This is a genomic window from Bradyrhizobium sp. 25ACV (assembly GCF_054863005.1).
In genome coordinates this window covers 175,001-195,831 of sequence record NZ_JAVAYO010000007.1, presented here as the reverse complement: position 1 = coordinate 195,831, position 20,831 = coordinate 175,001, and the positions used below count along the sequence as shown (strand labels likewise).

14 protein-coding genes, 2 tRNA genes, 2 rRNA genes and 1 riboswitch (1 of these 19 cut by a window edge) are annotated in these 20,831 nt (G+C 62.5%); of the genes, 10 read left to right on the top strand and 8 right to left on the bottom strand.

Features of this window, described 5'->3' with window-relative positions; all coding sequences use genetic code 11:
* Positions 1–7: 7 nt before the first annotated feature.
* Genes RAD04_RS18340 through RAD04_RS18330 form a run of 3 tightly spaced genes read right to left on the bottom strand, consistent with a single transcriptional unit; the run spans position 8 to position 2,922 of the window.
* The gene (locus RAD04_RS18340) at positions 8–943 is read right to left on the bottom strand and encodes a prephenate/arogenate dehydrogenase family protein (protein ID WP_461624874.1); all 936 of its coding nucleotides are present in this window, start codon (positions 941–943) and stop codon (positions 8–10) included.
* Entirely contained in the window at positions 940–2,037 is a 1,098-nt protein-coding gene (hisC, locus tag RAD04_RS18335; protein WP_461624873.1) for a histidinol-phosphate transaminase, read from the bottom strand. The genes RAD04_RS18340 and hisC overlap by 4 nt, the downstream gene beginning before the upstream one ends.
* Positions 2,038–2,073: 36 nt before the next feature.
* Positions 2,074–2,922, bottom strand: a complete 849-nt coding sequence (locus RAD04_RS18330; protein WP_091960290.1) for a chorismate mutase — start codon at positions 2,920–2,922, stop codon at positions 2,074–2,076.
* Between the two features lie 156 nt (positions 2,923–3,078).
* Positions 3,079–3,158, top strand: a riboswitch (SAM riboswitch).
* Between the two features lie 91 nt (positions 3,159–3,249).
* Here RAD04_RS18330 and metX point away from each other — a divergent pair.
* Together metX and metW are read left to right on the top strand one after the other, a co-directional pair.
* On the top strand, positions 3,250–4,449 hold the full coding sequence (gene metX, locus RAD04_RS18325) for a homoserine O-acetyltransferase MetX (RefSeq protein ID WP_461624872.1): 1,200 nt from the start codon (positions 3,250–3,252) through the stop codon (positions 4,447–4,449).
* A 2-nt stretch (positions 4,450–4,451) separates the two neighbouring features.
* Positions 4,452–5,114, top strand: coding sequence for a methionine biosynthesis protein MetW (metW, locus tag RAD04_RS18320; protein WP_461624871.1), 663 nt, complete (start codon positions 4,452–4,454; stop codon positions 5,112–5,114).
* 115 nt (positions 5,115–5,229) lie between these two features.
* Here metW and RAD04_RS18315 read toward each other — a convergent pair whose 3' ends face one another.
* A complete protein-coding gene (locus tag RAD04_RS18315; protein ID WP_461624870.1) occupies positions 5,230–6,093 on the bottom strand; it encodes an alpha/beta fold hydrolase in 864 nt (287 codons plus the stop codon).
* A gap of 217 nt (positions 6,094–6,310) precedes the next feature.
* Between RAD04_RS18315 and RAD04_RS18310 the strand changes: the two genes are divergently transcribed.
* Positions 6,311–6,985 carry an NlpC/P60 family protein gene (locus RAD04_RS18310; RefSeq protein ID WP_461624869.1) on the top strand — a complete coding sequence of 225 codons (675 nt, stop codon included), beginning with the start codon at positions 6,311–6,313 and terminating at the stop codon, positions 6,983–6,985.
* A 129-nt stretch (positions 6,986–7,114) separates the two neighbouring features.
* Here RAD04_RS18310 and RAD04_RS18305 read toward each other — a convergent pair whose 3' ends face one another.
* The gene (locus RAD04_RS18305; protein ID WP_461624868.1) at positions 7,115–7,903 is read right to left on the bottom strand and encodes an MOSC domain-containing protein; all 789 of its coding nucleotides are present in this window, start codon (positions 7,901–7,903) and stop codon (positions 7,115–7,117) included.
* A 239-nt stretch (positions 7,904–8,142) separates the two neighbouring features.
* Here RAD04_RS18305 and clpB point away from each other — a divergent pair, with 239 nt between their 5' ends.
* From clpB to RAD04_RS18290, 3 genes are all read left to right on the top strand, one after another.
* A complete protein-coding gene (gene clpB / locus RAD04_RS18300; RefSeq protein WP_461624867.1) occupies positions 8,143–10,782 on the top strand; it encodes an ATP-dependent chaperone ClpB in 2,640 nt (879 codons plus the stop codon).
* A gap of 306 nt (positions 10,783–11,088) precedes the next feature.
* Positions 11,089–12,012, top strand: a complete 924-nt coding sequence (locus RAD04_RS18295; protein WP_461624866.1) for a hypothetical protein — start codon at positions 11,089–11,091, stop codon at positions 12,010–12,012.
* 33 nt (positions 12,013–12,045) lie between these two features.
* Positions 12,046–12,303, top strand: coding sequence for a hypothetical protein (locus RAD04_RS18290; protein WP_461624865.1), 258 nt, complete (start codon positions 12,046–12,048; stop codon positions 12,301–12,303).
* Between the two features lie 244 nt (positions 12,304–12,547).
* Here RAD04_RS18290 and RAD04_RS18285 read toward each other — a convergent pair whose 3' ends face one another.
* The 3 genes from RAD04_RS18285 to RAD04_RS18275 form a co-directional block, all read right to left on the bottom strand.
* Positions 12,548–14,167, bottom strand: a complete 1,620-nt coding sequence (locus RAD04_RS18285) for a hypothetical protein (RefSeq protein WP_461624864.1) — start codon at positions 14,165–14,167, stop codon at positions 12,548–12,550.
* Between the two features lie 153 nt (positions 14,168–14,320).
* Positions 14,321–16,384, bottom strand: a complete 2,064-nt coding sequence (locus RAD04_RS18280) for a M23 family metallopeptidase (RefSeq protein WP_461624863.1) — start codon at positions 16,382–16,384, stop codon at positions 14,321–14,323.
* 841 nt (positions 16,385–17,225) lie between these two features.
* Positions 17,226–17,519, bottom strand: coding sequence for a hypothetical protein (locus RAD04_RS18275; RefSeq protein WP_461624862.1), 294 nt, complete (start codon positions 17,517–17,519; stop codon positions 17,226–17,228).
* Positions 17,520–17,529: 10 nt separating this feature from the next.
* Between RAD04_RS18275 and RAD04_RS18270 the strand changes: the two genes are divergently transcribed.
* The 4 genes from RAD04_RS18270 to RAD04_RS18255 form a co-directional block, all read left to right on the top strand.
* Positions 17,530–19,018, top strand: a 16S ribosomal RNA gene (locus RAD04_RS18270).
* 192 nt (positions 19,019–19,210) lie between these two features.
* Positions 19,211–19,287: transfer RNA gene (locus tag RAD04_RS18265), tRNA-Ile, on the top strand.
* A 33-nt stretch (positions 19,288–19,320) separates the two neighbouring features.
* A tRNA-Ala gene (locus RAD04_RS18260) sits at positions 19,321–19,396 on the top strand.
* Positions 19,397–19,809: 413 nt separating this feature from the next.
* Positions 19,810–20,831: ribosomal RNA gene (locus tag RAD04_RS18255) — 23S ribosomal RNA — on the top strand; it runs 1,824 nt beyond the window's last position.
* Together the 16S and 23S rRNA genes with 2 tRNA genes alongside form the textbook arrangement of a ribosomal RNA operon.

The following is a 20,831-nucleotide window of genomic DNA, read 5'->3' as shown; positions in this document are numbered from 1 at the left end:
TACGAACTCAGGGCTTCTTCAGCGCCCCATGCTGCCGGCCGAAATCCGCGGCCGCCGAATCCTGGCCGATCTCGACGATGCCGCGGCGGATGGCGCGGGTGCGGGTGAAATGGTCGAACAGCGCCTCGCCGTCGCCGCGGCGGATCGCGCGGGTGAGTTTGGCGAGATCCTCGGTGAAGGTGCCGAGCATTTCCAGCACGGCTTCCTTGTTGGCGAGGAAGACGTCGCGCCACATCGTCGGATCGGACGCGGCGATGCGGGTGAAATCGCGGAAACCGCCAGCCGAGAACTTGATCACCTCGGACTCCGTCACCTGCGCCAGTTCGTCGGCGGTGCCGACGATGGTGTAGGCGATCAGATGCGGCAGATGGCTGGTGATCGCGAGCACGAGATCGTGATGATCCGGCGTCATGACCTCGACCTTGGCGCCCATCGCCGCCCAGAAGGCGCGCAGGCGATCGGTCGCGGCCGCATCGACGCCTTCCGGCGGGGTGAGAATGCACCAGCGGTTGATGAAGAGCTCGGCGAAACCTGAATCCGGCCCTGAATGCTCGGTGCCCGCCACGGGATGCGCCGGCACGAAATGAATGGTCTTCGGCAGATGCGGCGCCATGTCCCTGACGATGGCGCCCTTGACCGAGCCGACGTCGGAGATGATTGCGCCGGGCTTCAGATGCGCGGCGATCTCCTGCGCGACCTCGCCGCAGGCGCCGACGGGAATGCAGAGGATGACCAGATCGGCATCCTTCACCGCTTCCGCATTGGTCGCCACGACCTGGTCGACGATACCGAGCTCCATCACCCGCGCGCGGGTCTTCTCCGAGCGCGCGGTGGTGACGATCTCGCCCGCCAGGCCCTGGAGCTTCGCAGCGCGCGCGATCGAGCCGCCGATCAGGCCGAAACCGATCAGCGCGATGCGCTGGAAGTGCGGTGCGCTGTTCATTTGCCGGCCATGAAATCGCGCAGGCCGTCGAGGACGAGGCGGTTCGCCTCCTCGGTGCCGATGGTCATACGCAGCGAATGCGGCAGGCCGTAATTCTTTAAGCCGCGCAGCACGAGGCCCCGCTTGGTCAGGAAGGCGTCGGCATCGTCAGCGGTCTTGCCCTTGTCGGTCGGGAAGTGGATCAGCACGAAATTGGCGACGCTCGGCGTCACCTTCAGTCCGAGCTTGCCGATCTCCTCGGTCAGCCAGTTGCGCCAGGTCTCGGTGAACTGCTTCGACATCGCCTGGTGCGCGGTGTCCTCGATCGCGGCGACCGCGGCATACATTGCCGGCGTCGACACGTTGAACGGGCCGCGGATGCGGTTGACCGCGTCGATGATGTGCTCGGGGCCGAACATCCAGCCGATGCGCAGCGCGGCGAGGCCGTGGATCTTGGAGAAGGTGTGCGTCACCACCGTATTCTCGGTGGTGGCGACCAGCTCGATTCCCATCTCGTAGTCGTTGCGCGAGACGTAGTCGCAATAGGCGGCATCGAGCACCAGCAGCACGTGCGAGGGCAGGCCGGAGCGCAGGCGCTTGACCTCGTCGAACGGCACATAGGTGCCGGTCGGATTGTTCGGGTTGGCGAGCCAAACCAGCTTGGTGCGCGGCGTCACCGCCTTGAGGATGGCGTCGACGTCGCAGGTGAGGTTGGTCTCCTGCGCGACGACATTCTTGGCACCGACCGCCATGGTCGCGATCGGGTAGACCAGGAAGCCGTGCGTGGTCGAGATCGCCTCGTCACCGTGGCTGAGATAGGTGTGCGCCAGCAGATTGAGGATCTCGTCCGAGCCGGCGCCGCAGATGATGCGGTTGGGGTCGAGCCCGAAGGAGCGGCCGATCGCCTCGCGCAGCACGCGCGAGGTTCCTTCCGGATAGTCTTCCAAATGATCCGCCACGCGCTTGAACGCCTCGATCGCCTTGGGCGAGGGCCCGAACGGCGTCTCGTTGGCCGACAGCTTGAATACCTTGCGGCCCGGCTCCGCCACCGGGCTCTTGCCGGGCGTGTAGGGCGCAATATCGAGAATGCCGGGATTCGGCACGGGGCGGGACATCTTGAACTCCGAAAATGGCGGGGCGCGGCGCGTGGTTTACGATTTCGCCCCGGTCGGGGGCACCGTATAGCGCGTTGCGTGGCTGCCGACGAGGGCCGTGGAGCGCACCGAGGCCCCCGCCTCGATCAGGGCAGCCCTGATTTTGTCGATGCTGGTCGCGCTCGTGACCGAGACCAGCAGCGCCGCGCCGTCGAAGGCGGTATCAGGCACCGCCACGATCTCGGCGAGCGGCGACAGGGCGCGCGCGACCTCGGCGTTCCAGCCGGAGACGCGGACGCTGAAGGTCTCGACCTCCGTCACCAGGGCGCTGTCGGCGACGCGCGAAATCGCGAACACCGGCAGTGCCGCCGGATGATCGTCGCGCTCGACGAAGGGCATCCGCGCGATAATCTTCGGCGCGCCTTCCGTTTCGAGCAAGAGCCACCATGGCGTGCGGCTCGACGTCGCCGACACCAGCGCCAGATCGCCCTTGGATTTCGCTACCGCCTCGACCGCGGCCTGCGCGCTGAAATGCGCGACGTAAGGCACGGTGAAGCCGAAATGGAAGCGCGCGGAATCGCGCATCGCCGGCTCGCTCGCCGAGATGTCGGCATGCACCGAGAACGGCGCCTGCACATAGGTGAACGTCGAGATGATGACGCGCCAGATGCTCTCGACCGTGTCGAGCGGCAGGATGCCGCGATGGCGCTGCACGATCTCGCGCATCATGGCGGCCTCGCGCGCGGGGCGGAACGCCGAGCCGACCTCCTGGGTCTGCTTCACCTGGATCAGGCGGTCGATGATGTCGCCGCGCTGCATCAGCAGGCGATGCATGCCCTCGTCGATCGCGTCGATCTCCTTGCGCAGTTCCTGGAGCGATGGTGGCGCGGGCGGACGTTGGGACATGTCTGGCTGTCGATGGTTTCGATGGGGGATGTCCTGATTAGGCAGTCGGGACGGCGAAAGCAAAGAGAAATCACGTCCTTTTCGGATGACGCGAGAGAGACGAATTGGGCCGATCCGGGCCGCGACTTGACGAAAACCGCCCAAGACGGTAGCTTTTGCCCGTTCCGTGGTCATTTGAGCCGGCCGGCTTGCAGCCACGTTAAAAAACTCGCTAAACAGGCCGGGGACGCTTCCGATCCCGGCCGAACCTATCGTTCAGGCCGGGTTTTTCATGGCCTGATGCAAGTGGCGATCACGCGTTTGATCGCAAACGAGGTCGATGGTCAGATGGGTAGCGTCAAGTCGATACCGAGTCCTGCGATCAGCGCCGACGAGCGGTCGCACGAGGTGGATCATCCAAGCTCGCAGATCGCGCATTTCGGCGCCGAGCAGCCGCTGCGGCTCGACTGCGGCATCGATCTCACCCCGTTCCAGATCGCCTACCAGACCTATGGCGAGCTCAACGCCGATCGCTCCAACGCGGTGCTGATCTGCCATGCGCTGACCGGCGATCAGCATGTCGCCAATGTGCATCCCGTCACTGGCAAGCCCGGTTGGTGGGAGACGCTGGTCGGCCCTGGACGTCCGATTGATCCCAAGCACTACTTCATCATCTGCTCCAACGTGATCGGCGGCTGCATGGGCTCGACCGGGCCGGCGTCGATCAATCCTGCTACCGGCAAGGTTTGGGGCCTGGATTTCCCGGTCATCACCATTCCCGACATGGTGCGTGCGCAGGCGATGCTGGTCGACCGGCTCGGCGTCGACACGCTGTTTGCGGTCGTCGGCGGCTCGATGGGCGGCATGCAGGTGCTGCAATGGACCGCCGCCTATCCTTCCCGCGTGTTCTCCGCGCTGGCGATTGCCTGCGCGACGCGGCACTCGGCGCAGAACATCGCCTTCCATGAGCTCGGCCGCCAGGCCGTGATGGCCGATCCCGACTGGCACGGCGGCGGCTATGCCGATCACGGCATCCATCCGCATCGCGGGCTCGCGGTGGCGCGGATGGCGGCGCACATCACCTATCTCTCGGACGCGGCGCTGCATCGAAAATTCGGCCGGCGCATGCAGGACCGCGAGCTGCCGACCTTCTCGTTCGACGCCGACTTCCAGGTCGAATCCTATCTGCGCTACCAGGGCTCGTCCTTCGTCGAGCGTTTCGACGCCAATTCCTATCTCTATCTGACGCGCGCGATGGATTATTTCGACATCGCCGCCGACCATGGCGGCGTGCTCGCAAAGGCGTTCGCGGGAATTGCGACCCGCTTCTGCGTGGTCTCCTTCACCAGCGACTGGCTGTTTCCGACCTCGGAATCGCGCGCGCTGGTGCACGCGCTGAATGCGTCGAGCGCGCGGGTGTCGTTCGCCGAGATCGAGACCGATCGCGGCCACGACGCCTTCCTGCTCGACGTGCCCGAATTCTTCGACATCTCCCGCGCCTTCCTGCAATCGGCGGGCAAGGCGCGCGGGCTCACCAGGGACGGCTAGTCATGTCTGTACAGGAAGTGCTGCCGTTGAACGGCGTCGCGACCGGATCGTCCGGCCAGTTTCGCGCCGATCATCTGCTGGTCGCCGAGATGGTCAAGCCGGGCTCGAAAGTGCTCGACGTCGGATGCGGCGAGGGCGACCTGCTTCAGCTGATGGAGACCCGCGGCATTGACGGCCGCGGCATCGAGCTGTCGCGCGAGGGCGTCAATCGCTGCGTCGCCAAGGGCCTTGCGGTGGTGCAGGGCGATGCCGACACCGACCTCGTCAATTATCCGGATGACGCCTTCGACTATGTGATCCTGTCGCAGACGCTGCAGGCGACGCGGCAGCCGCGGGTGGTCCTGGAGAATCTGCTGCGCATCGGCCGCCGCGCCATCGTCTCGTTCCCGAATTTCGGTTTCTGGAAGATGCGGCTCCAGCTCCTGGTCGGCGGCCACATGCCGCGCACCGAGAATTTGCCGGCGACCTGGTACGACACCGCCAACATCCATTTCTGCACCATCAAGGATTTCGTGCAGCTCTGCGACGAGATCAACGTCAAGATGGAGCGCTCGGTCGCGCTCGATCTCTACGGCCGCCCGGTGCCGCTGAATCTGCCCTGGTGGGTCTGGAACATGTTCGGCGAGCAGGCGGTGTTCTTGCTCAGCCGCGGCGGGGGGAAGTGACGCCGTAGGCGTCATTCCGGGGCGCGCGTAGCGCGAACCCGGAATCCATCGAGCAACAGCGCCTGCAGCGCAATGGATTCCGGGCCTGCGCCGCCGGCGCATCCCGGAATGACAGCTAGTGCGGAGCCAGGGACCGCGTGTCGCGCACCGGCCATCTTCCCGCCTCCACCAGCGTCACGAACCGCGCCACCGTCTCGTTGAACAGCGCGGGCTCTTCGAGATTGAGCACGTGGCCCGACTTCGGAAACATCGCCAGCCCCGCCGCAGGCAGATGCTTCTTCAGGAACAGGCTCGGTCCGACGCATAGATCGTCCTCGTCGCCGCAGATGATCAGCGCCGGCGTCGATGCGCGCTTGATCGCATCCGTCATCGTGTAAATCGAGGGGCGGCGGCCCTGGAAGCCGCGCATCGTGCGCGCCGAACCCTTGGCGTCGTGGCGCGCCAGCGCGGCGTAGAAATCGGCGTGGCCGCGGGGATCCTTCACCAGGAAGGGAATCCGGCTAGGCGCCTCGCGCGTCACTTTCGCGACCTCCGCGGAGCCCAGCGTCTCGAACTGCTCGGCATTGGCGCGGCACTGCTTGCGCCAGGCCTCCAGGTTCTCGATCTCCGAGCCGGAGCCGACGCCGGCCAGCGTCATCGACAACGCGCGCTGCGGCGCGTTGAGCCCGATCTGGAGCGAGGAGTAGGCGCCCATCGACAGGCCGACCAGATGCGCGCGCTCAATCCTGAGATGATCGAGCACCGCGAGCGCATCGCTGTAGAAATGCGTGTAGCTGTAAACCTCGCCTTCAGGCACGTCCGACGGCGTGTAGCCGCGGGCCGAATAGGTGATGCAGCGATGGCCGCGCGAGAAGTAGCGCATCTGCGGCTCCCAATTGGTGTGGTCGGCCGCGAACTCGTGCAGAAAAATGATCGGCGTTCCCTGACCCGCTTCTTCGAAATAGATGCGGACGTCGTCCCTGGTCGTGGCGTGGGGCATTAACCGTTTCCCTCTCTTAAAGCCGCCTTTGCAAGATCGCAGTTAATGCTGTTGTCGGCAATGCGGCGGCCTCGAGCCAGTATCGGCACAAAATCATCGCAGCCATTCGCAGGCAGCCCGCGTCTTTTTCTCGCCACATCGGGCGGCTTAACGGCCAGACCGATGTCGGCCGTTGCACGGGCCGATTGGGAAGTGGGGTGTCAACGAAGGATGAAGAATGTTTGAGTTGTTTGCGTCTCGCCTGTCGCGTTGTGTTGTCGCGCTGGCGATCTTCTTCGCGGCGGTGGCCGCGTTCGTTTCTCCGGCCTCAGCGCGGCCGCATCATCGTCATAGCGCAGAGCGGCACGCACACGTGCACCACGCCAGACATCATCACTACCGCCACCATGCACGCAGCTCGCGCTTCGAGCGCAGCGCGGCGCAGTTGCGGGCGAGCGGATTCGCCGACACCCAGGCGAGCTATGATCCGAACGCCAATAGCGGCGGCATGGTCCACAACACCATGGCTAATACCGCAATGGCCAATAGCGGCGGCTTCGGCGGCGGATCGAACCTCGTATCCGAGGCGCGCCGCTATGTCGGCGGCAATCCGACCGGGCGCGGCAGCCTGTGGTGCGCGCGTTTCATGAACATGGTGCTGGAGCACACCGGCCATAAGGGCTCGGGCTCCGACATGGCGAGCTCGTTCGCGCGTTACGGCACCCGTGTCTCCGGTCCGCAGGTCGGCGCCATCGCGGTGATGTCGCGCGGCCGCCGCGGCGGTCATGTCGGCATCATCACGGGCATCGACGCGCAGGGCAATCCGATCATGATCTCCGGCAACAACGGCAACCGCGTCCGCGAAGCGCCGGTCTCGCGCGGGCGGATCTATGCCTATGTGATGCCGAACTGAGGTGAGGTGCGTAGGGTGGGTTAGCTAGCGGTCGCGCGAAGTGCGGTCCGCTGGCGTAACCCACCTCGTCTGTTTCTGCGGTGACAGACAGTGGTGGGTTACGCCTTCGGCTAACCCACCGTACGAAGCTCACACCAGCTTCGGCTCTTCCAACGCGATCGCATCGCCGACGCCGATCTCGCCACCTTCGATCACCTCGGCATAGATGCCGCAGTCCATGTGCCCGAGATTGCGCGAGAGCGTCGGCGGGATCTCGAGATCGCGCTTGGCCGTCACCGGGTCGACATTGGTGGCCGGACAGCGGACGATACGCTTGACCACCTTCAGCCGCGCCGCGCCGATCGCCAGCGTCTGGCCGACGAGATCGAGCTCGGACCAGGCCGGCCAGCCCTTTACATAAAGATTAGCGCGGAAACGCAGGGGATTCACGGCAGTGCCGCCCAGCATGGTCTCGATGGCGCGGACGCTGCCGAGACTGATGATGGAGACGACCTTGCGGGCCACGTCGGAGAAGCTGTGGTCGCGGCCGGACAGCAGCCTCGGCGGGCCCTTTAGCTCCGGCTGAAAGTTCTCCGCGAAGTACCTCTCGATAGCGGCGCGCCCGGCGGCGGTCTCGAGGTCGCCGCTGGCGACGGTCTGGCCGTCCTTGCGGATGGTCAAGACATTGGTGGCGTCGTCGAACCGGCTGTCGAGCTCGGCAAGCCGCTCATTGCGTGCGAGCATCAGAAACTGGATTTTCGGCCTCCACTCGGGCCGTTCGGGATCGAAGCCGCTCGGACCGTTCTCGATGGCGTAGCGGCGGTCGGCGGGCAGGGTCTGGCCCGTCCGCAAGGGGGCGCGGTGCAGGAGCTCCGGTGTCAGGCCCTTGATCGGGTAGCGGTAAAGGCCGGTGATCTCGGCGGTCTGGCTAGCTGTCATGCCGCTACTTAAGGGATTCGACCCGGCCCCGCCAAGCCGGCGGATCAGCGCACGAAATTGTGAATTGGCCTCTTTCGCATCTGCAGCCTGCTTCCCACATCTGCCTCACGCCGGCGGCAACGTCGGCAAAACACGACCGTTACCGGTTGAGAAACGTCAATGCGGTAATCGGAAACCCAATGAAGATGCCGTTTGGAGTGCCTTAGAGGGCTCCAGGGGCAGGCCGAGGGACAGAAAAGATGAATATCGACAAATACACCGAACGCTCCAGGGGCTTCGTCCAGTCAGCGCAGTCGCTTGCGATGCGCGAGGGGCACCAGCAGTTTTCCACCCTGCACGTGCTCAAGGTCCTCCTGGACGACAATGAGGGCCTGGCTTCCGGCCTGATCGACCGCGCCGGCGGCAATTCCCGTGCAATCCTGAAGGCGACCGAGGATGCCCTCGGCAAGGTGCCGAAGGTCAGTGGCGGCGGCGCCGGCCAGATCTATCTGGCGCCCGAGCTCGCCCGCACTTTTGATGCCGCCGAAAAGGCCGGCGAGAAGGCTGGCGACAGCTTCGTCACCGTCGAGCGGCTGTTGCTCGGCCTAACGCTGGAAAAGACCAGCGAGGCCGGCACCATCCTCGCCAAGGGCGGCGTCACCCCGCAAAACCTCAATGCGGCGATCGAGGCCCTGCGCAAGGGCCGCACGGCCGATTCGGCCACTGCCGAGAACGCGTATGACGCGCTGAAGAAATATGCCCGCGACCTGACCCAGGCCGCGCGCGACGGCAAGCTCGATCCGGTCATCGGCCGCGACGAGGAGATCCGCCGCACCATCCAGGTGCTTTCGCGCCGGACCAAGAACAATCCCGTCCTGATCGGCGAGCCCGGAGTCGGCAAGACCGCCATCGCGGAAGGGTTGGCGCTGCGCATCGTCAACGGCGATGTGCCGGAGAGCCTGAAGGACAAGAAGCTGCTCTCGCTCGACCTCGGCGCGCTGATCGCGGGTGCAAAATACCGCGGTGAGTTCGAGGAGCGGCTGAAGGCCGTACTCCAGGAGGTGACCGCGAGCGAGGGAAATTTCGTCCTCTTCATCGACGAGATGCACACCCTGATCGGCGCCGGCAAGGGCGACGGCGCGATGGACGCCTCCAATTTGCTCAAGCCCGCGCTCGCCCGCGGCGAGCTGCACTGCATCGGCGCGACCACGCTCGATGAGTACCAGAAGCACGTCGAGAAGGACGCCGCGCTGGCGCGGCGCTTCCAGCCGATCTTCGTCAGCGAGCCTTCGGTCGAGGACACCATCTCGATCCTGCGCGGCCTCAAGGACAAGTACGAGCAGCACCACGGCGTGCGAATCACGGATTCCGCGCTTGTTGCCGCGACGACGCTGTCCAACCGCTACATCACCGACCGCTTCCTGCCCGACAAGGCGATCGACCTCATGGACGAGGCGGCTGCGCGGCTGAAGATGCAGGTCGATTCCAAGCCGGAAGAGCTGGATTCGCTCGACCGCGAGATCATCCGGCTCAAGATCGAGCAGGAAGCTCTCAAGAAGGAAAGCGATCCCGGCTCCAAGTCCCGTCTCGAGACGCTCCAGAAAGAGCTCGCCGAGCTCGAGGAGAAGTCCGCGGCGCTGACGGCGCGCTGGAGCGCGGAGAAGAACAAGCTCTCCAACGCCCAGAAGCTGAAGTCGGAGCTGGACGCCCTGCGCGTCGATCTCGCCGACGCCCAGCGTCGCGGCGAATTCCAGAAGGCCGGCGAGCTGGCCTATGGCCGGATCCCGCAGCTCGAGAAGCAGCTTGCGGATATCGAGGCGCGTGAGGGCTCCGGCGAGATGATGGAGGAGGCGGTCACCGCCAACCACATCGCGCAGGTGGTCTCGCGCTGGACCGGCGTGCCCGTCGACAAGATGCTGGAGGGCGAGAAGGAGAAGCTCCTGAAGATGGAGGAGCAGCTCGGCACCCGCGTCGTCGGCCAGGCCGAGGCCGTGCGCGCGGTCGCAACCGCCGTGCGTCGCTCGCGCGCGGGCCTGCAGGACCCGAACCGCCCCACGGGCTCGTTCATGTTCTTAGGCCCCACCGGCGTCGGCAAGACCGAGCTGACCAAGGCCTTGGCCGAGTACCTGTTCAACGACGAGACCGCGATGGTCCGCCTCGACATGTCCGAGTACATGGAGAAGCACTCGGTCTCGCGTCTGATCGGCGCGCCTCCGGGCTATGTCGGCTATGACGAGGGCGGCGCGCTTACCGAAGCGGTGCGGCGCCGGCCCTACCAGGTGGTGCTGTTCGACGAGATCGAGAAGGCGCATCCCGACGTCTTCAACGTCCTGTTGCAGGTGCTCGACGACGGCCGCCTGACCGACGGCCAGGGCCGCACCGTCGACTTCCGCAACACGCTGATCATCATGACCTCGAACCTCGGTTCGGAATTCCTGGTGAACCAGCCGGAGGGCGAGGACACCTCGGCCGTGCGCGAGCAGGTGATGGCGATGGTGCGCGGGCATTTCCGCCCCGAATTCCTCAACCGCGTCGACGAGATCATCCTGTTCCACCGCTTGCAGCGGAGCGAGATGGGCCGGATCGTCGAGATCCAGTTCGCGCGGCTGCAGAGGCTGCTGACCGATCGCAAGATCGTGCTGACGCTCGACGCCGCCGGCCGCGACTGGCTCGCCGCCAAGGGCTGGGACCCCGCCTACGGCGCAAGGCCGCTCAAGCGCGTGATCCAGCGTCACGTCCAGGACCCGCTCGCCGAGATGATCCTGGCCGGTGACATCAGGGACGGCGATACTGTCGCGATCTCGTCCGAAGGCAACGTCCTGACCTTCAACGGCAAGGCGCCACAGACCGCCGAGATCGCCCAGTTCGAGGCGCCGGTGGCGAAGCGGAAGCTGAACTGAACGCGGGCGATCAAAGCCTGAAACGACAAGCCGCCCCGGAGAGGTCAGCCTCTCCGGGGCGATTTTTTTGCGGGTGGTTCGTTCGCTGATGGTGGAGCGGAGCGCCGTTTTGCCGGGGCGAGCGTCTTCGCGGTGCACTCCCACCGGCATATGCACGCCATCTACAATTTTGACGCACTGCACGCAAAGGAAGTGTTGTGCAAATGCGACACGTAAAGCGCTTTAACGCTGTGGCTGTGCGAATCCTCTTGAACAACCCGACACATCATCGCCACAATCCCTAACGAGGGGTTAAGGGGGCGTAGCATGCGTGGCGTGGGGGCGTTGCGTCGACGTTTAGCGTTCAGCATCCTGATGCTGGCTGGCGCTGTTTTGACAGGGTGCAAAACCTGGGATAGCGGGCCCGATAGGCTATACAGCCCGGCAGAGGAAGTATCCCTCGCGCGCGCATGGCTGGATGGCGATACAGGCCCTGATGGCAAGCGTCGCATCCAGGGAATGGTCGAACGTTATTATTCCGTAGATTCGAATAGTCCGACGGCCGAAGGCGATCGGGTGTTCTATCGCAATGAAGTTATTGCGCGACGGATGTACATCATCGATCTGGAGTATTCCGAATATGAAACGGCATTGACGAATGAGCGGCAGAAGTTCGGCTTTGGCACGTCGGTAGTCGCACAGTCCCTTACGATTGCGAGTTCCCTAACGACTCCACTTCGCTCCGCGCAAATTCTCGCAGGTGCAGCGTCCGGGGTAAGCGCCGCTCGCGGATTCTACGACAGCGAAATTGTCATCGCGAAGACGATCCAGATCGCTCAAGGACATATGCGAGCCAAGCGGGACGAGATTGCCAAGCGCATTATCCCTTTGCGCGATGCACCGTCAGCAGCCTATCCGCTCTCGGCAGCCCTTCACGATCTCGAAGACTATTATCGGGCCGGCACGCTCACCGCAGGATTGATTGAAGCTCTCGGAAAATCGGGAGAGGCGGCGGATCAAGCCGCCTTGCAGAAAGAAGTTGTAATAAGCGGAGTTTATAGCCCGGACTCATCGACGAGAATTCTGGACGCATTTCTAAGGCCAGGCGGAGGCAATTCAGCAATCAATCGCACCAATCTCAAAGCAGCGAACGCGTGCTTGCCGAAAGGGTTCACAAATGTGCGAAGCATCCTCACGAGCTCCGGCCTGGGATCGGTTCGGCGCCAGGTTATCGTCTGCCTTAAACTTTAGCCGGTCGGCGAAACAGCAGTACTGGAGAGCGTAATGTCTGAGATCATAACCAGCAGGCACGATGCGATTAGCTTCGTAGAGTTCAACATCAACCAAGAAGCGATGAGAATATCTCTAACTCTGAATAACAATGGTACATATACTGGCGCTACGGAATTTGATGATGACGGACCAGTACCTAAAGCAGAGTCGGCCGCCGCGGCAAAGGCTGCGGCAAAGACCGCAATTGAGGCTGGCAATGATTCAATTGAGGTCACACTTGCTGCCGATGGTACGTACGCGGTTGCGTAGCTCGCGTGGAAGATAGCGACTTGCCGATCTGATCGTGATCTGGATGGCGGTCGAGCCGCCGCTATTGGGCTTCGTTGGCGGACAACAAATCGCCGCGGCATCCTGACTGCGCAGGAGCGCTCGTGGAGTCGCGTTCTGCGTGCAGAGCGCGATCCTGCATTGATTCAGAATGGCCCCGCAGCGTGGACCAAAGGAATGATCCACGGCTCGCCAAGTCCAGCAGCCGACTGGAACGCGCCGGGATCTATTTCTTCGTTACCTTGTAAATCGCGTTCTCGATGTCGGACGAGAAGTAGATCACGCCCGTCGCCCCGACCGCCACGCCTGTCGGAATGTTGGTCGGCAGGCCGCCGGGTGCGCCCGCGAGGCCGATCGGGAGATTGGCGGCGATCTCGGTGATCTTGCCGCTCTCCGGCGCGATCGCGATCAGCCGTTTGGCGCCGACTTCCGCGACGATCAGCGTGCCGTCGTTGCCGCGCGCGATGCCTTCGGGCATTTTCAGCTCCTTGGCGAGCACGGTCTTTTCGCCGTTGCTGTCGACCCGGGACACGGTGCCCGCAAAGGCCTCGGTGACGTAGACCTCGTCGCTCTTGCCACGGACGAGCCCGACCGGGCCCTCGAGGTCGCCGATCAGCGTGGTGCGATCCTTGCCGTGCTCACCGCTCATCTTGACCAGCGACTTGGTGCCGAGTTCGGCGACCAAAATGCCGCCGTCGGCGAGCACGATCGCATCGTGCGGCGCCTTGAAGCCGTGCAGCATGTCGCGCGTCGCGCCGGTCCTGGCGTCGATCACCTGCACCGTGCCGGTGAACCAGCTCGACAGCACCACGTCGTTGCCTCGCGCCGTCGCGCTCATCGGATATTCCAGCGTGGTGCCTGCGGCGTGCATGCGCGCCTTTTCGGTGACCTCGCCGGTTGCGCCGTCCACCGTGCGATAGGCGAAAACGTCGGCGAGGTGGATCGTATCCTTGCCGTTCTCCGAGGTGACGCCGATGCCACCGGGCAAGGCGAGCTTGCCGATGATGATCTGCTTGGCCTGGCCGGTCGCGGGATCGACCTCCTGGATGCCGTTGTCGGCCATGTTGGAGACGTAGATGCGATCCTTGTCGTCGATGGCGAGATTGTCCAGCGACGGCTTCAATTGCGCGACCATGGTCTTGGCGCCCGATTTGGGATCGACCCGGACGAGCTGGCCGAGCGCGGTGTCGACCACGAAGAGATTGCCCTTGGAATCGAAGTTCACCGCGGCCGGGACCTTGAAGCCGTCGGCGACGACCGTCAGCTCGGCCTTGTCGACGTCGACTTTTGCGACCTGACCCTTGAACCAGAGCGGACCATAGAGCTTGTCATCGGGACCGAACTCGAAGCCGTTGAGGCCGCCCATCTTCTCCATGATCTGGCGCGGCGGCTTCACGCCCTCGACGTCGATCTCATAGAGCGTGTCGCCGAGGAAGACGGTGGTGGCGTAGAGCCTGCCGTCCTTGCGGAAGGCGAGCGAGTTGATGCCGGGAAGGCCGCTGGCGAGCTTCTTGATCGGGCCATCGCCCTTGCGCGCATAGAGATCGCCGGTCAGGAATCCGGTCCAGGCCATGGTGCCGTCGGGCGCAAACGCGATGTCGTCGGCCATTCCGATCGGCGAGGGGATTGCAACCTTGGCGGTACCGCCTGATATGTCGACCTCGTAGAGAGCGGCGCCGGCGACGCTGCCGGCGAACAGATGGCCGGCCTTGTCGATGCCGAGCCCATGCACGCCATGGAATGCCGAGCCCTGGACCAGCTTGGTGAGCTCCCAAGTCTCGGCCGATGCGCTCGTGGTGGCGAAAAGGGCAGCGGCAACGGCTGCGCAGGCGAGCCTGTTCTTCATGGCGAGACCTCCCGTTTTTTGGAAAGTATTCGCCCCTGGTGCCGCTTTGGCAAACGAAACTTGACGTTGAGACGCCGCCAAGCGGGGTCTCGCGCGAGAACGTCGAATTCGGATCGTGGCTGGAGATGTCCGGCCGATGTCGGCCGGTTGCAATTAGCGGTTGCTGACCTGCAACGGGCCGCCGGTCGCATCCGACATGCGGGCGATGGCGCCGCCGCGGCCGCTCATCATGCCGTCGAGCCGGTCGCGCTCCTTCTCGAAGCCTGCGAGCATCGGGCCGTCGAGCGAACGGCCGCGCGGCAGCTTCACGCGCATCGGATCGACGAAGCGGCCGTTGACCAGGATCTCGTAATGGACGTGCGGACCGGTCGACAGGCCGGATGAGCCGACGAAGCCGATCACTTGGCCCTGCCGCACCTTCTTGCCGATCTCCATGCCCTTGGCGAAAGCCGACATGTGGCCATAGGCCGTCTCGTAGCCGTTGTTGTGCTTGATGCGGATATATTTGCCGTAGCCGCCTTCGGGGCCGGCCTTCTCGATCATGCCGTTGCCGGAGGCGAAAATCGGCGTGCCGTAGGCGGTGGCCCAGTCGACGCCGGTGTGCATCTTCACATAGCCCAGGATCGGGTGGCGGCGGCCGCCGAAGCCGGAGCGCATGATGGCGTTGTTGACGGGCTTTCTGACCAGGAATTTCTTCGCGCTCTTGCCGGTCTCGTCATAGTAGTCGACGACGCCGTCGTCGGGGCTCTGGTAACGGTAGTATTTCTTGGTCTCGCCGCCGACCGTGAGGGAGGCGAACAGCACGTCGTTCTTCTCCGTGGACGTCACGCCCTCGTCCTCGCCGGCGTAGAACACGTCGAAGGAATCGCCCGGCTGCACCTTGCGCTGGAAATCGACGTCGTAGGAGTAGATCTTGATCATGTCGTCGATGACCGGCATCGGCACTTTGTTGCGCATCGCGGTCTCGTAGATGCTCTGGTAGAGCCGCACGCCGGAGCCGTCGTCATCATCGTCGTCGTCGCTGCTGGCGCTGGCCGCGGCATCGGCGACGGTGTTCATGCTGGAGACGTCGACCGCGACGTATTTGCCGAGATCGGACAGCGCCGCGATCGCCTCGACCATGGTCTCGTTGGCGACGACGACGCGATAGGGCTGGAGGCGGGCGCCAGGACTCGCCGGCGCCATCAGGATGCGGAGCTTCTCGCCGTCCTTGAGGCCGCCGTCGCGGCCGCGGGGGCCGAGCGTTGCGGTGATCGCCTTGATCTCGTCGGCGTTCGCGCCGAGATCGCGCAGCACCGAGGCAACGCTGTCGCCTTTCTTGACCAGATGGACGCGTTCGCCGTTGGGATTGCCGCCGGTGATCTGCTCCTTGGTCTTGGGCAGTAGCGTGACGTTTTCCGGCACCACGCGCGTCTCGAAGCCGGCATAGGGATCGGAGGGCGAGGCCTCGGCGGCGTAGGCGCTTCGGATGTCGGACGGGCCGGTCGCGCCGGAGACATCGGCGGCGGCATTGGCGAGCGAGGCGTAGCGCACTCCGCCATTGCCGCGCCAGTTGGCGGCATCGCGCACCCGCATCAGGATATCGTCGAGCGCCACCACCGCGGAAATCTTGGCTTTCGGCAGCACCGGCGACAGGTCCTTGGTGACAAAGGACACTTCGGCGTCGGGCTCGACCGCTTCGGGATTGTTGGGATCGTCGGATGCGGTCTTCGGATCGGAGCCGACGTCGGTGAGCAGGCGCTGGGCGTTGAACGGCGGGATCTTCGCCGACAGGTCGCTCGTCGTCATCGACAGATTGCCGGCGATCCGGACGAAGGGGCGCACCCGCATCACGTCGCGGTTGCCGACGCGGGCCACCGTGGAGACGCGCATGATGTTGCGGGACGCGGTGGATTCGCTCGGCGGCGGCAGGCGGTCGCTCTTGTGCAGGGTGGCGGCGCGATCGGCGGCACCGAATGCACCGCGCAGCGCGCCCTCGACCCGCTCGGGCACCTTGGCGAAGGTCATCTCGCCGTCGAGCGATGCGAAAACGGCGCCGCCGATCAGGGCTGCGCCGCAGAGTCCGGTCAAGATTGTCCCGCTGAACCATTGCACCGAGACGCGGCGGCGGTCGATTACGGCGGCTTCAGAACCATCGACGGACAGCGGCGGCTCGTGGCCGAGATCGATGATCCCGGTCTCACGCCCGTAAGCGCCGCGTGAAGTCCTGTGGTTCAACGCAAGTCCCCCAATCAACGACCCAAGATACCCGCTTTCGAACCTTGTCCTGGTCGCCCTCTTGAAGGGGGATCGCCGGAAAAGGCAAGCCACGCAGGCGTCCGCGCTCAGAAGGCCCCTCGGATGGGGCCGGCCGAAATTACGAACAGCTGGACGGGTGAAGCTCTCTCGATGTCTCTCGAATGTCGGAGGAAGGCCGCGTCATCTGCAAGATCGCCTTCCTCTGACCCCATGAAAACCGCCGGCAGCCCCCACTGGCATCCCTGCGATTCAAGCTTGTCTCTTATCAGAACGCCGCGGGATTGTGGCTCAAGTACGGCGCCTGTCATCGAAAAAGTTTCCTGAACGGCCGGAGGGCGGGGGCCTCCCGAGAGGGAGCTGCACGCCGCTTCCCACCGCGAAGGTACACGGTAAGGCGCCTCAAGTCCTCCCCAGGTACTCTGCCCAAGTCGCCGACCCGCGCGCCAATCCAGTCGCCAAGCCGTTCCCCCGCGTGGCTTCCCAGGTGGCTTGCCAGGTCGCTTCCCAGTCCCCATCCACAACCCCTCCCAGGTCGGCTCCGGAGCCCCCTGGGGCCCAAACTTTTTTCAAGTTTTTTCACCGGCCTGACCGGGTCGACGCATCTGCGGCTCTCCTAACCATCTGGAAACACGTTGTTTTTCGCGACAATCCACCGTGCGACGATTTGTTGACAATGGGCGTTGACAATCCCGAGTGCGGGGGCCTATAACCCGACCACTGAGCGCGGCGCCGCCGGGTCACTGACCAAGGCGAGCGAACGCGCCACTGATGCTCCTCACCTTGTTGAGTGACACAACAGTCGACGTAAGTCGATTGGAGTTCATCCATCGTCGGTAAGGGTGTCGGAACCCTTCCTCTCAGGAAGGTTGAGACCTCCACGGTCTCGGGCTGTTTGACAAGTGAAGATGAAGAAAGAGAAACGTGGACGGCGGAGTCCTTGCGGGTCTCGCATCTGAAAAGCTTCGGCTTTTTTGATCGGGGCCGGACGAAAGACTTTGGCGGTACACGTTTCAAAGGAAACACCATCGTTGCCCGCGATGTGAATCGCAGGCAGCACATCGACTTCGGTCGATAATGGTGGGACCTCGTCAAACGTTGTGATCAGCCGGTTCAAAGTTCAAGTCCAACTTGAGAGTTTGATCCTGGCTCAGAGCGAACGCTGGCGGCAGGCTTAACACATGCAAGTCGAGCGGGCGTAGCAATACGTCAGCGGCAGACGGGTGAGTAACGCGTGGGAACGTACCTTTTGGTTCGGAACAACACAGGGAAACTTGTGCTAATACCGGATAAGCCCTTACGGGGAAAGATTTATCGCCGAAAGATCGGCCCGCGTCTGATTAGCTAGTTGGTGAGGTAATGGCTCACCAAGGCGACGATCAGTAGCTGGTCTGAGAGGATGATCAGCCACATTGGGACTGAGACACGGCCCAAACTCCTACGGGAGGCAGCAGTGGGGAATATTGGACAATGGGGGCAACCCTGATCCAGCCATGCCGCGTGAGTGATGAAGGCCCTAGGGTTGTAAAGCTCTTTTGTGCGGGAAGATAATGACGGTACCGCAAGAATAAGCCCCGGCTAACTTCGTGCCAGCAGCCGCGGTAATACGAAGGGGGCTAGCGTTGCTCGGAATCACTGGGCGTAAAGGGTGCGTAGGCGGGTCTTTAAGTCAGGGGTGAAATCCTGGAGCTCAACTCCAGAACTGCCTTTGATACTGAAGATCTTGAGTTCGGGAGAGGTGAGTGGAACTGCGAGTGTAGAGGTGAAATTCGTAGATATTCGCAAGAACACCAGTGGCGAAGGCGGCTCACTGGCCCGATACTGACGCTGAGGCACGAAAGCGTGGGGAGCAAACAGGATTAGATACCCTGGTAGTCCACGCCGTAAACGATGAATGCCAGCCGTTAGTGGGTTTACTCACTAGTGGCGCAGCTAACGCTTTAAGCATTCCGCCTGGGGAGTACGGTCGCAAGATTAAAACTCAAAGGAATTGACGGGGGCCCGCACAAGCGGTGGAGCATGTGGTTTAATTCGACGCAACGCGCAGAACCTTACCAGCCCTTGACATGTCCAGGACCGGTCGCAGAGATGTGACCTTCTCTTCGGAGCCTGGAACACAGGTGCTGCATGGCTGTCGTCAGCTCGTGTCGTGAGATGTTGGGTTAAGTCCCGCAACGAGCGCAACCCCCGTCCTTAGTTGCTACCATTTAGTTGAGCACTCTAAGGAGACTGCCGGTGATAAGCCGCGAGGAAGGTGGGGATGACGTCAAGTCCTCATGGCCCTTACGGGCTGGGCTACACACGTGCTACAATGGCGGTGACAATGGGATGCTAAGGGGCGACCCTTCGCAAATCTCAAAAAGCCGTCTCAGTTCGGATTGGGCTCTGCAACTCGAGCCCATGAAGTTGGAATCGCTAGTAATCGTGGATCAGCACGCCACGGTGAATACGTTCCCGGGCCTTGTACACACCGCCCGTCACACCATGGGAGTTGGTTTTACCTGAAGACGGTGCGCTAACCCGCAAGGGAGGCAGCCGGCCACGGTAGGGTCAGCGACTGGGGTGAAGTCGTAACAAGGTAGCCGTAGGGGAACCTGCGGCTGGATCACCTCCTTTCTAAGGATGATCCTTCAGCGAGCTTCGGCTCACTATCGGATCGTTTTAGAAACATCAGTGGCCAACAATCGTCAGGATTGTTGAGCTGCATTGGCGGGATTTCGCCGTCTTCGTTTCTCTTTCTTCGCGGACGAACACGCGCTGGGGCTGCAAGCTTGCAGGATCCCTGGTCCTTGACTGGATATGCGTTAGGGGCTTGTAGCTCAGTTGGTTAGAGCGCGCGCTTGATAAGCGTGAGGTCGGAAGTTCAAGTCTTCCCAGGCCCACCACTTTCATCGAGTGAGCATTCGTCTTCTGGTTACGGGGCCATAGCTCAGCTGGGAGAGCGCGTGCTTTGCAAGCATGAGGTCGTCGGTTCGATCCCGTCTGGCTCCACCAGATGGTTTGATCATCGACTGATCGTGCACCTAAATCGTCCGCGAAACATCACTTCGCATCTTGCTAGTCTGGATAGACAGCAAGTTGCGTGATTTCTGACATCGTAAAGAGGAGATCGATCCGAGTTGGATCGTGCAGCAAGCAATTGCTACGCGAGACTTCATTATCTCCGGATCATTTCGGCGCTCGTGCGTCTTTCAAGGGTAGCTCACAAGGCTGCTTTGGAGAGACAAGCGAGTTGTAAATGATCCTTTTAGCGAAGCTTGACCGCCTCGCTATCGGAACGATCTTACGAAGCAAGCTGGTCTTTCTAATCATTGTCCGGCTGCAGATAGCGTTCATCGAGGGCGCGTGCCGCAAGGTAATTCTGCAGACAACATTCTGCCGAGTGTGTGGACATTGATAATGAGAGCAATCAAGTGCCTTAAGGGTGTTCGGTGGATGCCTTGGCGCTGAGAGGCGATGAAGGACGTGCTACGCTGCGATAAGCCGTGGGGAGCTGCGAAGAAGCTTTGATCCATGGATTTCCGAATGGGGAAACCCACCTTCGATAGCCGGAACTCCAAGACCTTGTGTCTTGGTGTTCGACCAGAAATGATCGGGACCATGACCGCGAGGTTTTGGATTTCCGGTTATCAAGAGAAGGTATGAGACTTCTGAATACATAGGAGGTTTCAAGCAAACCCAGGGAACTGAAACATCTAAGTACCTGGAGGAAAGGACATCAACAGAGACTCCGTTAGTAGTGGCGAGCGAACGCGGACCAGGCCAGTGATACATCAAAGACAATCGGAACCAGTCAGGAAAGCTGGGCCTCAGAGGGTGATAGCCCCGTACGAGTAATGCGATGATGTATCCACGAGTAAGGCGGGACACGTGAAATCCTGTCTGAACGCGGGGGGACCACCCTCCAAGCCTAAGTACTCCTCAGCGACCGATAGTGAACCAGTACCGTGAGGGAAAGGTGAAAAGCACCCCGACGAGGGGAGTGAAATAGACCTGAAACCGGACACCTACAAACAGATGGAGCCCAAGATACGTTCTGGGTGACATCGTACCTTTTGTATTATGGGCCAGCGACTTAATTTAACGAGCAAGCTTAAGCCGATAGGCGAAGGCGTAGCGAAAGCGAGTCTGAATAGGGCGTCAAGTTCGTTGTATTAGACCCGAAACCTAGTGATCTAGCCATGAGCAGGTTGAAGGTGAGGTAACACTCACTGGAGGACCGAACGGGTGCCTGTTGAAAAAGGCTCCGATGACTTGTGGTTAGGGGTGAAAGGCCAATCAAACTGGGAAATAGCTGGTTCTCCGCGAAAGATATTTAGGTATCGCCTCGGATGAATACCTCAGGGGGTAGAGCACTGGATGGGCTAGGGGGACTTACCGTCTTACCAAACCCAACCAAACTCCGAATACCTGAGAGTACTATCCGGGA